Origin of the sequence: Anabaena sp. CCY 9402-a (assembly GCF_963920945.1) — a bacterium.
Taxonomy (GTDB): domain Bacteria; phylum Cyanobacteriota; class Cyanobacteriia; order Cyanobacteriales; family Nostocaceae; genus Trichormus; species Trichormus minutissimus.
Map to the genome: position 1 here is coordinate 21,688 of NZ_CAWUDL010000074.1, position 12,681 is coordinate 34,368.

Sequence of the window (12,681 nt, forward strand, 5' to 3'; positions counted from 1 at the left end):
TAAAATTACCTACTATGAATTCTGACACATCATTTAAACCAGCTTTCAACTATTACAAAGTTGGGGGCAGTTTATCTCCAGAACACCCCAGCTATGTTAAGCGACAAGCAGATGAAGATTTATATGCAAGTTTAAAAAATGGAGATTATTGTTGTGTATTTAATTCCCGACAAATGGGAAAGTCTAGCTTGCGAGTCCAAGTTAGAAGAAAGCTGGAAGAAGAAGAAATCAGGTGTACTTCAATTGATATGACAACAATTGGTAGTTCTGACTACACTGCCGAAAGTTTCTATGCAGGGATTACCTTTGAATTATGGTCTGGTTTTCTAAATGATGTATCTAATTTTTATCATTGGTGGGAGAAACACCAATTTTTATCACCATTGCAGAGATTGAGCCAATTTATTGATAAGGTATTGCTAACTAAATTAACCCAAAGTATTGTTATTTTTATTGATGAAATTGATAATTTAATTGATAGAGAACCTAAAGATGAATTTTTAGAGTTTATTCGTGCTTGTTATAACCAACGTGCAGACAAGCTCAAATACAAACGCATTACTTTTTGTCTTTTAGGTGTAGTCACACCATCAGATTTAAAAGATAAAAAGGAAATACCTTTTAATATTGGTAAAACAATTGAATTAGCTGGATTTAAGTTCGAGGAAGCCCAGCAATCATTGACTAAAGGATTATCCCAAAAAGTAGATGCACCCGAAGTAGTTTTACAGGAGATATTATCTTGGACTGGAGGGCAACCATTTCTCACCCAGAAATTATGCAAGCTAATTGTTGAAAAAGAAGAAAGTACAAATCTAAATATTGATCTGATAGTTCAAAATTATATTATTAAAAATTGGGAATTTTATGACGATCCAGAACATTTAAGAACTATCAAAAATCGCTTACTTATCGATAAAACATTAGCTTATAAGCGGCTAAAAACTTATCAACAAATTTTACAAAATCATCATATAGATGGTGATGACGATACAGAACAAATAGCATTACGCTTATCAGGGTTAGTAGTTAAGCAGCAAGGTAAGTTAAAAGTTTGTAACAAAATCTATGAAAATATTTTTAATCAAAATTGGATAGAGAAAAATTTGGCTTTACTCCCACAACCAATAGAGACAGATATTAACAGTGAACTAAAAAGTACAAAAATTTTAAATTATAGCTTGCTAGTACCAATAGCGATTATTCTCGCCATTATCAGTTTAATCTCACTAGGATTTTCATACATAGTTGTTGAAAGTAAACCTTGGAATCAAGCATATAATAGTAATAATATAGGGGCTATACTTGAGTGTATACGTATCTGCTTCTTATTGACATTAGAAGTATATGTAATTTGTTCCGAGTTTAGTGAAGAAACAATTCAATTGATTCAAGAAAAAAAACTATATTTAAGACGTAGAGTAATATATTTTGTAGGATTTATATTTTTTCTAATGTTGCTATTCCATCACTTTTGGTATGGACCACATCAACTTTTAGGAGATAATCAAGTAACTACCAAAGAATATTTCAATCAGTACCTACTACCTTATATATGTTATTTCCCTTACGCTTTAATTAACTTTATTGTTATAGGTGTTCCTCTATCTGGCTTAAGTATACACGTAGTTATAGAAGATTGTAATCATCTCAGTATCAGAATACGGAAATATAAAAACTACCTAACTCAAATAATAAATAAAATAAAACAAACTTCAAATATACTTAATCTAACTACTCAAAATGAAATTATTGAACAATTAAAACAAATATATTGGGATTTTTCTGGAAAAATCAAACGCCCTCTCAATTTACTATTAGGCATTTTAATTTTAATTTATTTTGATGCAACCTTCAGTAGAAGTACATTGTCAAATAGTGCATATCTCTGGACGCAATTATTTTGTATATTCGGGTTTATGACACCTACAATTGTGTTAATTTTGTGGGGATTATTAGCATATCAAAAAAACTTGGAGGACACGATTGGTGTTTTATTAAATTTTAATTTTGTTTTTAATGAAATTGGAAATCAATATAGCACTTTCAATTTATTAAAGAAAATTTTAATGACAAATATTTTATTTTTGACAGTTTGTATAATCTGTTTTCTGCATACTATATACATCATATTTAAATTTTAGTTCTCAATTATTTTAAATTATGATTAAAATCTGTAAAAGAAAAGTTACTCAATCTGAAGCAGAGTTACTGATTAGAGAAATCAAGCTAACACCTAATATTATAGGTTATTCCTTAACAGAGTGGATGGATGCAGAACATATAATAGTAGCTGAGAATGAGGACGGTAAAATGCTAGGAATCTGTTTGAATTATGATTTTCATGAACATTGGTCTAAAATAGCAGCCTTATTTGTATTTGAGGAATTTCGAGGTAAAGGTATTGGCAAGTTATTATTTTATGAAGCATACAAGGATGCTGAGATAAGACACAAGAATGTATATACGATAAGTGCTAATAGAATGGTTATCAAAATGATGGAAGATTTAAATTTTTTATTATTTCATAGCTTATTAGATTTGCCAACAATAGTTAGTCAATATAGGTTTAATTTCTACTGGCACTCTCTTGGATGGGTAGTAAATTTTTACAGGATTAAAGAAATAATTAGAAAATCAATAGTTTACACTGAACATATCAATTTTGTTTACGGCATTCATCTTTTTAAGGTATAAAAATTAAAATGAGTGCGGCTTTTTTAGGAAAATAAAATTAATTTATCCACAGTAAAGCGTTGTTCTAGCTACTGTCTATTATTAGAATCTTGTTGTTACCTATAAATAATTTGATGAATTTGGTGTGCTTCTGCTAATATTTTTTCTACTCCAGAAGAAGTAATACCTTTGACGTAGTTAATTTTAATTTCTTCTAGCATATCTATCAGTAAAAATTGCAATTCCTGAATGTTATGCTTTTTCTGTAACTCCAGCTCTAACGCATCACGAAAATTTGTCATGAGACGAGAGGTGAGTTCTGCTGCAACTGGGTCTGACATAGCCTTGATCAGATTTTTATAAGCTGAATGAGATAAATCACGAGCTAGATTTTCTGTTAGTTGATGCGGTAAGTGATTTAGACCTGGTATCTTTTGTATTTTTTGGTAAACTGGAGATTCTTGGAAGGTGCTGGCAATACTGTGATGTAGCAAGGCTTCTAAGTCAGGCTGGACTTGAGGTAAAACATCATAGATACTGACGTTGACTAAACGAGTAGCTATAGCTTTGGCTTCGTTCCTTTCATTAACTTGAATGTAAGGCTTACGGGTTTCAGGATGAAATAACCAGCGTGCTAAGTCACCCTGACGAATGGTATCTTGCATCTGGTCAATTAATTGAATACCTACCATCTCAGTGATTTCCTGTGCAAAACTCACCGCAAAATCATGATTAAGTTGCGATCGCAAAGGCTCAAGATTAAGTAAATCAGCTTGATAAAGACGAATGGTGACGGGAATTACTCGTAACCAACGCCAAAAGGGTAGCAGCAAAAATACATCGTACCATCGCCGTAGTATTGCTTCTAACCAGCTTAAGGAGCGATCGCGGCGACTAATATAAAAAGTACGGGCGAAAAAGTCTAAAGCAAAAATAATTACAAACGGTAAATCAATCCACCAAAACCGATTGATAAAGTTGCCAAATCTGCCAATTTCACGATAATAATTCCTTTGAATTAAAGGTCTAATTTGAGAATTAAAAAAGTTGATTTCCGATTGCCAACCCCGCTCAGATAAATAAGCTGGACTCCAAAATATAGTAAATGCTTCTCTCGCAAATTGTTCATTAGTACGTAAGCGCATTTCATGTTTAATTTTGCCTAAAGTAGCACTTTGATTAGCCAGATAAAACGGATTATCCTCAATCATGCGGTTACTAAGTAAACTTAATTCATCAAGCACCCTTTCTGATTGGGGTGAAAGCAACCCAGTCTGCAAAACTTGTGCTTCTAATGCTGCAACTTTGTTGAGGTAATGTTGTGTTTCTGGGTGGGGTTGAATGCCCTTAATTGGGTCATACAATTGAGTTAACCTTGGCAATACCTGTAGGTAGAAATCACGTAAAGGTATGTAGGTCATGTCAAAGATGACCAAACATAAGTTCAGCAATGCAAAAATGGCAATTATTCGTTCCAACCAACGATGGCGATAAACCGGATACTTTTTAATATCTCTTTTTGATGTCATCGCTTAAAAATTAACAAAAAATATAAATGTGTATTATGAATGTTTCACCTGAAAATTCGCCCACATCACAAAACCATAAATTCGGCAGTCTAAACTTTTTAACCACTCAACAATTTCGTGATTGCTATTGTGGAATAATGTATATTCCTGATCATCTTTGACTAAAGTTAAACCTATTTTTCGATTTTCGATGCTCGTCGCCATATTGCGGTTAAAACGTTCATCTAATAATGTCAATAATTCTATGACTGGGGATTGCGCTACTTCTAAACTGAATAAGGTGTAATTTTGTTGTTGAATTATCTGCTGAAGTTCGATGATATTGTTAAATTTTCGCCTACCGAGAGTGCCTTGAGTTGGTAGTAAAAGTGCCGCCGCCCCATTTCTCCAGTCCTGCTGGTTTAGTGCGAAATAATTCCAATCACCGTAAGCATACTGGATTAATTCACCGTTGCCAGTGGGTAACACTAGTCTAGAATGCCAACCATAATCTGTGACATAAATTGTCACTGCCCCAACAGGGTCATCAGGGGGTAAAATAATGGCGGGAGACAGTATCCAAACCAATAAAATACCAATAATTACTACAGAAGCAAACTTGACAAGGCGACATAAACCCATAGGTAAATTGAGTTAAACAAGGTTGTAGTGTTCCATATGAATATTAGTTACAGGTACATCCAAGTCATGTAACGCTCTCTCTACCTGATCGATCATTTTTTACAGCACAAATAAAATGATTTCGAGTTGCTGGACACTTAATAGGCTGCGCCCCGCTACGCTCTAAGCGCAGCTATGCCGCAGGCTTTACGTAATTCGTAATTAATAGGTACAGGCTGTTTCTAGCACTTTATGAAGTATGAATTTTTGTCTCACAATGAAAAATTTATGCTTTGGCTTGGTTAGTAATGAGAAATAGGATACTCGTTGCTTTTATCAGGTAAGCGGTGCTATGAGTCTTAAGAGAATAGAATTAATGATTGCCAAAGCAAGTGAGCCAAGCAAAGCACTCCAAAAGCCATATCTTAAGCGAAAACCAGGTACTATAGCAGCTGATAACCCAAAAATAATTGAATTGAGAACAAAGAAGAATAAGCCTAAAGTAAGAATAATAAATGGCAAGGTAAATAAAGTTAAAACAGGGAGCAAAAGCGCATTCAAAATGCCAAAAACTGCGGCGGTAATTAATGCTTTACCAAAATTGTCTATTTCTACTCCTATCGGCAGTCGAGAAATAATCAAAAAGCTGATGGCTGTAACTAACCAAGTAATTATCAACCCAACCATAAGAAATACTCCTTACGAGTGACATTTCGATTTAATCCAAGTAAGTCAATATGTTTAGTATTTGTGATAAATGTGAATAGAAAGTGACACTAAACGGTATTGGGTATCAACACTCTCCAGTTATCATTCACTTGATAACTGTTCACTGATTTGAATTTATCAGAAAAATGGGTTGAAACCCCCTTGTTTCCAGCACGGCTTTAAAGTAATGAGTAAGGAGTAATGAGTGGATGAAAAATGGGTATTTACTCATTACTTGTTACTTATTACTCATTACTCCAGAATCACCGTGCGTACCCTTCTCCTGACACAGACGCTGCGCGAACGGGAAGGATGTCAACTTGTCTCCCCCTACACCCCTACACCCCTATCTCACTAGCAGTCTCAATTTCTTTCTTTGGTGTTTCTTCAAATATACTTAAATCAAACCAAAAAGTAGTACCCACACTGACTTCACTGACCAAATGGACTCTACTGTGGTGTCTTTCAATAATATTTCTGACAATCGATAGACCCAAACCTGTACCTTCTAAGGTGTGAACGCGGTTCTCGACACGGAAGAAACGGTCAAAAATTGCCTGTTGGTCTTCTGGGGCGATACCAATACCTGTATCAGATATTTCTATCCTAACTTGTGCAGGCTGATTGGATGATGTGGGTGTGATATCTAGCGGATAGGTACGGATGGCTACTTTGCCGCCGGCTAGAGTAAATTTGAGGGCATTACCTACCAAATTAGCTAAGACTTGCAGCAACAAATCATAATTACCCATAACTAGGGGTAAATTGGGGGCAACTTCTTGCAAGAGTTCGATACCTTTATCTCTAGCGTTGAGTTGGTATGTCCGCAGGGTTTGCTCAATGGCTTGGGCTAAATCTACACCATAGAAGTTGTAAATCTTGCCAGATTCTAGCTTAGATAAATCTAAAACATCATTAACTAAGCGAGTCAAGCGATCGGTTTCATGATTCACCGTTTGTAGGAATTCCCGTTTTTCTTCTAAGCTTAATTCTTCTCCGTATTCATGCAGAGTTTCGATAAAAGATTTGATATTAAATAATGGTGTTCGCAGTTCGTGGGAAACGTTGCTGATAAATTGGCTTTTAGCTTCGTTTAGTTCTACCTCACGGGTGATATCTTGCACGGTGATGGCAATGCCTTTGATACTCTCCCGTTGTAAATTGAGTACCGTAGTTAAGAGAATGCGAATAGTACGCTTAATGGGTTGACTTAAGAAAATGCGAAACTCAGCACTTTCACGTTCGCCGGCAGCCATTTGGTATAAAGGTTTGGTGATTTCCATTTGCACTGTTGGCGGTAAGTGATGCAAAACATTACTACCTACTACATCATCACTACCTTCCCAGCCAAAAATGTTCCGTGCAGTGGGATTGACTAAAATCACCTGCATATTATTGTCAATTAAGACAGCACCATCAGCGATCGTGGAAACTAGGGTTTCGAGTTTGGCTTTTTCTGCGGTTAATTCCTCTATATTTTGTTCTTCGTAGCGTTCTAGACGCTCGGCCATTTCATTAAAGTTTAAAATTAGCTCTCCTAATTCGCCACCTAGAGGTAAGTCAATGCGCTGCTGGAAGTTGCCGGCGGCGATTTCTTTTACCCCTACTAGTAGTTCTTTAATCGGCTTAGTGATAGTTAAAGCGTTAATTACTCCTGCCAAAATTACCATTACCCAAATTGTGATAAATACGGCAATGGTGACATCACGGGTGAAATTAGTTGAAATGACTGCTATTTGGTTGGGGTTGATGCCGATCGCTAATATACCTAAGTTTTTTTTATTAACAATCAGAGGAATAAACACATCGGTCACAGCCCCATCTGGGGTCATGTGTTGCCGTACCATTGGCTTATCCCACTCTTGAGGATAATCTTCTGGGAGTTCGATTCGTCGCTCAATTGTCAGTGAGTTTTCTACTTCAGGTTCCCAAAAAGGAATTCCAAAATAGATTTTCCCTGTTTCATCCGCGTACAGCATATAGCGGATGCTAGAGGTACTGCTATAAAAGCGTTCAGAAAATTTGGCTACCTCTGTCAAATTATGGTCAGCTACCAGAGGGGTAACATTAGCCGCCAATAATAGCCCCAAATCCCGTCCAAAGCGGGTGTCATTCATGCGGGCATCTTGCTGAATGGTATTCACCGCCCAGAAAGTTAAACCACTCATGACCAGGGAGACTACTAAGGTAGCCACGGCCAAAAGTTTAGTTTGGAGAGTGAACTCTGACCACCAATTGGCGATCGCTTCTCGGATTGTTTTTAACAGCGACAGCATCTCAAATAAAGTTGTTAGTAGTTTGGTTATCAACCCCAACAACTAAAAAATTAACAGTTAATTCGACAAATATGCTAATTGATTGGGGACAAATCAAGTTAAAAGTCAAAAGTCAAAAGTCAAAATTAATTAAATAACTCCTAGGGATTGGGGATTGGGGAAAAGAAAGCAGGGGAAGCAGGGGAAGCAGGGGAAGCAGGGGGAGAAAAATACAATGCCTACCTACTCACTACTCACTACTCACTACTCACTACTCACTACTCAGCACTCAGCACTCGATGCCCAATATCTCTACGGTAATACATTCCTTCAAATTGAATAGATTTTAAGCCATTGTAGGCGGTGGACAAAGCTTGGTTAAAGTTCTCTCCCACAGCCGTCACGTTTAATACTCGTCCGCCATCTGTCATCGGTTGCTGTTGCTGGTTTAATTTTGTGCCGGCATGAAATACCGTGACTCCGTTGGCTTCTGCTTCCCTAATGCCGGTAATGACTTTGCCTTTTTCATAATCCCCCGGATAACCACCGGAAGCTGCCACTACGGTTGCAGATGCGCCATCATGCCAAGCAATGGGGGGTAAATCACTTAAACGCTGCTCAACACAAGCTAAAATCAGTTCTTCTAGGGGTGTGGCTAACAGTGGCAGAATGACTTGGGTTTCAGGATCGCCAAAGCGACAGTTAAATTCTAAAACCTTAAAGTCGCCATCGGGGGAAATCATTAAGCCGGCGTAGAGTACACCACGATAATCAATGCCTCTAGATTTTAAAGTGGCGATCGCTCTTTCTAAAACTTCGGTTTGCACCCTAGCCATTAATGCTGGCGTAGCAATGGGTGCTGGGGCATACGCACCCATCCCACCTGTGTTTTCGCCTACATCCCCTTCCCCGATGCGTTTATGGTCTTGCGCTGGCAATAAGGGGCGAATTGTGATCCCATCAGTTACGGCTAACACCGAAACCTCTTGCCCAATTAAGCATTCTTCGATAACTACAAATTCCCCCGCACTGCCAAACTGCCCTTGAAATATTGTCTCAATGGCGTTAGTTGCCTCCTCTACGGTGCTAGCGACAATTACACCCTTCCCAGCCGCCAAACCGTCAGCTTTGACAACGATGGGCGCACCTTGAGCTTTTACATAAGATTTAGCTGCTGTAGACTCAGTAAATACCGCAGCTTTAGCAGTAGGAATTCCCGCTTCTTGCATCAGGGCTTTAGCCCAAGCTTTACTGGCTTCAATCTTTGCACCGGCTCTTGTAGGGCCAAATACCTTCAGTCCTTTGTCTTGTAGATAGTCGGTGATGCCTTTAGCTAGGGGTACTTCCGGCCCTACTACCACCAAAGAAATCCCGTTTTCTATGGCGCATTTACTTATACCAGCAAAATCATCCACTGCTAAAGGTATATTTTGGCAACCTGCCATACTAGCTGTACCACCATTACCTGGTACACATACTACCTGATTAACTTGTGGCGATCGCAATAATTTCCAAGCCAGAGCGTGTTCACGCCCACCATTTCCTACAACTAAAACTTTCACAGATTTCCTCTTGCGTCCCTTGAGAGATAAGAATGCCCTATTGCTGCGGATCAATTTTTCACCAATTCTTGCCTTGATGCAAGCCCCTAGGGAAATTATCTCCCAGACCACATATTATTAATTGGCGTTGCAGAAGCTTATATGCAATATAAAATCACCCTTGGGAAATAAGGTAGCTGACGACCTTATTTTCCAAATCAATGGCGATTCATCATCACCAGTATTACCCTAGAAATATTCTGATTTAAAAATAATAATACAAGTAGGGTACATGACTAAAGTTATTGTTACTGGGGCAGCAGGATTTATAGGTTCTCACCTGACACAAACCCTTCTGGAACAAGGAAAAGAAGTAATTGGTATTGATGAATTCAACGATTACTACGAGCCTGCGTTAAAACACAAAAATATTGCTCATTTACAATCTTTACCTAACTTTACTTTAATTGAGAGCAATATTCAGAGTTTAGATTGGTCAACATTATTGCAAGATGTAGATGTTGTTTACCATCAGGCAGCTCAAGCCGGAGTGAGAGCAAGTTGGGGTCAAGGTTTCCGTGCTTATACTGAACGCAACATCAACTCGACACAAGTTATGTTAGAAGCCGCCAAAGATGCCAAACAATTAACAAGGTTCGTGTTTGCATCTACATCTAGCATCTACGGTGATGCAGAAACATTACCTACCCATGAAGGCATTCCCCCCCAACCAGTTTCTCCCTATGGTATTACTAAACTAGCTGCCGAGCGTTTGTGTGGTCTATATCACAAAAATTTTGGTGTGCCTTTTGTATCTCTACGTTATTTCACTGTTTACGGCCCCAGACAAAGGCCTGATATGGCGTTTCATAAATTTTTCAAAGCTGTTTTGCAGGATGAGGCAATTCCCATCTATGGGGATGGACAACAAACACGAGACTTTACATTTGTCAAGGACGCCGTAGCTGCAAATTTAGCAGCTGCTACTGTACCCCAAGCAGTAGGTGAAATTTTTAATATTGGTGGCGGTAGCAGAGTAGTTTTAGCTGAAGTTCTCAACACGATGGCAGAAATTGTCGGTAAACCCATCAAAAGAAACCATATAGAAAAAGCAATGGGAGATGCTAGACACACTGCTGCTGATGTCTCTAAAGCACGGCAAATTTTAGGATATCAGCCTCAAGTTTCTCTTAAGGAAGGGTTAACTCAAGAATGGCAATGGGTGAAGGCTTTATATAGTTAAAAATTGAGAGAATTTACGAATTATTCCCACTTTCCCTGGATGGTAAAAGCTGACCAAAAACGGGGGTTTTGCCATTGTTTCTGTTGCCATAATTTCAATTGCGCCTCCCTCAGAGCTACGGCAGGGGTTTTCCCCTCCCTCAAGATTTGGGTGTATAATTCCTGCATTAATAAAGATGTGGCTTGATCATTTACCTTCCACAAAGACACAACTATCCGGGCTGATCCTGCATACATTAGTCCCCTTGTCAAACCTATTAAGCCTTCCCCTTGGACTTCCTTACCTAAACCGCTTTCGCAAGCACTCAAGACAATTAACTCGGCGGGGAGGTCGAGGTTAAAAATATCGTTGAGGCGTAAGAAACCTTTTTGCGCTTTACCATCTTTATCTACCAGAGATGTCACAATACCTGATAATTCCGGGTTAGTGTCATCGAAAATACCATGAGTGGCGAATAATAATAGGCGATATTGACTTAGTTGTTGGCTAGTCACGAAGTTGTAGTTAGCATCAAAGTCAAAGGCTTGCAGACTTTCTTGAGGTGACACCATTTTCAACACTGCGTCAGCTTCTTGGCGCGTACCAGGAAGTCTATCTAAGCCACTACGATTAAGATTATTCAACGACCTTTTCAGGGCTGAACGTTCTAGTTCTAGGTCGAGAGATGCAGAAGTTTGCGGTGCTTTACCAGTAACGCGTTCATCATTACCACTGAATACGGGGTCAGCCATAACCGCGAGGGTTTTGGGTGCGGGTTTACGTCCTTTGAGTTGTTGTCTGTGGGTAGCGAGGCTAGTAACTGAGGGTAGAGTAATAATTTCATGGTTGACTAACAAAGGTTGGTATTTGACCCCTCCCCCAACCCCTCCCCGAAGCGGAGAGGGGAGTTTATTGTTCTCCTCTCCCTGTTCCTGCGCTTGCTCCTGCCCCTGCCCCTGCTCCTTCTCCCTCTCCTGCTCCCCCTTCCCTGTCTTCGACACGCTGCGCGAATGCAGGGAAGGGGGTTGGGGGGTTAGGTCAGCCAACACCGCAAAAGGAATCTTATGCAAAACACCATCAGCCACCACCACTAAACGTTTTCTTCCCAATTTCCCAGCCACAGGCGCAAGGATAATTTGACTCAGTTCCTTTGCGGCTTTAGTTGTATCAGCAAAAGATTGGGCTTGTTCTTCTGAGGTTGCACCAGCAACGAGTGGACGTGTTAATTGTTGGTGTAAATTTCTCGCCGCTTTTTCTAGGAGTTCATTTCCTGGAAGTTCGTAAGTATTGAGAGAGTTGGTGGTGACTAACCATAGATAGCTGCGGTCTTTATCCAAGGAGTATTGCAATAATACGGTGTCCTTATCTAACTGTTGTTGAATTTGAGGCAAAGTGAGAGGTTCAGGATATTTCAGCGCAGCATATTCTGGGTTAGTAGTGCGGATTTTGTTTTTTAAATTTTCCTGTTGTTTGAGTAAGCCGGCAATTTGGTCTTTAGTGGCTGTTACTAGTTGGGTTGGTGGTTGTTTTTGACTATATAGTTGTGATAATTGTTGTTCTCTAGCATCAAGTAGCAAATTTAAGCGGCGTTCTTCTGCGATGACTTTGGGGGCAACATTTTTACGGATATCGACGTTAGCTTGGGTTAACAGTTCTACTAAACCTCTAGTGCGGGAACGTTCACTGATGTGCAGTGCTAATGCGTCGTAGCCCTGGGAGGGGTTTTTTTTGTGCAGTCGCATCAGCAGGTCGGTGTAGAATTTATAGTAGTTCTGTACTGAGGCAAAGTAGGAAGTACGCAGTTGTTGGTCAATGATTTTGCTACGTAAATCTTCAATGATGTCGATAGCTGCTTGAATATGTGTGCGTGCTTGTTCCAGGTTGCCTCTATCACGTTCTAAAACGGCTAGATTAGAAAGGGTAGTGGCTTCCCCTTCCCTGTCCTCCACTGCCCGGAATAGGGGTAGGGCTTGGTTGTAGTATTTGAGTGCCTCTTGCTTTTCTCCTAATGAGTTGTAAACAGAGCCAATATTGTTGAGGGTGGTGGCTTCCCCTCCCCTATCACTCACTGCCCGGTATAGGGGTAGGACTTGGTTGTAGTATTTGAGTGCTTCTTGCTTTTCTCCTAATGAGTCGTAGACACCGCCAAT

At 39.2% G+C, this 12,681-nt stretch carries 9 protein-coding genes; 3 read left to right on the forward strand and 6 right to left on the reverse strand.

Features of this window, described 5'->3' with window-relative positions:
• Positions 1 to 14 precede the first annotated feature (14 nt).
• The gene (locus ACM0OR_RS22460; RefSeq protein ID WP_414578827.1) at positions 15 to 2,144 is read left to right on the forward strand and encodes an AAA-like domain-containing protein; all 2,130 of its coding nucleotides are present in this window, start codon (positions 15 to 17) and stop codon (positions 2,142 to 2,144) included.
• A gap of 19 nt (positions 2,145 to 2,163) precedes the next feature.
• Entirely contained in the window at positions 2,164 to 2,697 is a 534-nt protein-coding gene (locus tag ACM0OR_RS22465) for a GNAT family N-acetyltransferase (RefSeq protein WP_414578828.1), read from the forward strand.
• Between the two features lie 95 nt (positions 2,698 to 2,792).
• Here the strand turns inward: ACM0OR_RS22465 and ACM0OR_RS22470 are convergent, their stop codons facing one another.
• The 5 genes from ACM0OR_RS22470 to purD all read right to left on the reverse strand — a co-directional run bounded on the left by ACM0OR_RS22470 (position 2,793) and on the right by purD (position 9,330).
• Positions 2,793 to 4,205, reverse strand: a complete 1,413-nt coding sequence (locus ACM0OR_RS22470; protein ID WP_414578829.1) for a hypothetical protein — start codon at positions 4,203 to 4,205, stop codon at positions 2,793 to 2,795.
• A 33-nt stretch (positions 4,206 to 4,238) separates the two neighbouring features.
• A complete protein-coding gene (locus ACM0OR_RS22475) occupies positions 4,239 to 4,826 on the reverse strand; it encodes a DUF2459 domain-containing protein (protein ID WP_414578830.1) in 588 nt (195 codons plus the stop codon).
• Positions 4,827 to 5,141: 315 nt separating this feature from the next.
• Positions 5,142 to 5,492: a phage holin family protein gene (locus tag ACM0OR_RS22480; protein ID WP_414578831.1), complete on the reverse strand. Its 351-nt coding sequence runs from the start codon at positions 5,490 to 5,492 to the stop codon at positions 5,142 to 5,144.
• Between the two features lie 359 nt (positions 5,493 to 5,851).
• Complete coding sequence (nblS, locus tag ACM0OR_RS22485) at positions 5,852 to 7,789, reverse strand: two-component system sensor histidine kinase NblS (RefSeq protein ID WP_323268163.1); 1,938 nt, start codon at positions 7,787 to 7,789, stop codon at positions 5,852 to 5,854.
• Between the two features lie 257 nt (positions 7,790 to 8,046).
• The gene (gene purD / locus ACM0OR_RS22490) at positions 8,047 to 9,330 is read right to left on the reverse strand and encodes a phosphoribosylamine--glycine ligase (protein WP_414578832.1); all 1,284 of its coding nucleotides are present in this window, start codon (positions 9,328 to 9,330) and stop codon (positions 8,047 to 8,049) included.
• Between the two features lie 271 nt (positions 9,331 to 9,601).
• Here purD and ACM0OR_RS22495 point away from each other — a divergent pair, with 271 nt between their 5' ends.
• Positions 9,602 to 10,552 (forward strand): NAD-dependent epimerase/dehydratase family protein, encoded by a 951-nt coding sequence (locus tag ACM0OR_RS22495; RefSeq protein WP_190705948.1) that lies wholly within the window; start codon positions 9,602 to 9,604, stop codon positions 10,550 to 10,552.
• 20 nt (positions 10,553 to 10,572) lie between these two features.
• On the opposite strand, the gene ACM0OR_RS22500 is transcribed toward ACM0OR_RS22495, so the two are convergent.
• Positions 10,573 to 12,681 (reverse strand): CHAT domain-containing protein (locus ACM0OR_RS22500; protein WP_414578833.1); only part of this gene is annotated, 2,109 nt, incomplete at its 5' end.

Excerpts from the sequence above, each read along its gene's own strand:
- ACM0OR_RS22460 (WP_414578827.1), top strand. The coding sequence starts at position 15 with ATGAATTCTGACACATCATTTAAACCAGCTTTCAACTATTACAAAGTT.
- ACM0OR_RS22465 (WP_414578828.1), top strand. The coding sequence starts at position 2,164 with ATGATTAAAATCTGTAAAAGAAAAGTTACTCAATCTGAAGCAGAGTTA.
- ACM0OR_RS22470 (WP_414578829.1), bottom strand. The coding sequence starts at position 4,205 with ATGACATCAAAAAGAGATATTAAAAAGTATCCGGTTTATCGCCATCGT.
- ACM0OR_RS22475 (WP_414578830.1), bottom strand. The coding sequence starts at position 4,826 with ATGGGTTTATGTCGCCTTGTCAAGTTTGCTTCTGTAGTAATTATTGGT.
- ACM0OR_RS22480 (WP_414578831.1), bottom strand. The coding sequence starts at position 5,492 with ATGGTTGGGTTGATAATTACTTGGTTAGTTACAGCCATCAGCTTTTTG.
- nblS (WP_323268163.1), bottom strand. The coding sequence starts at position 7,789 with ATGCTGTCGCTGTTAAAAACAATCCGAGAAGCGATCGCCAATTGGTGG.
- ACM0OR_RS22495 (WP_190705948.1), top strand. The coding sequence starts at position 9,602 with ATGACTAAAGTTATTGTTACTGGGGCAGCAGGATTTATAGGTTCTCAC.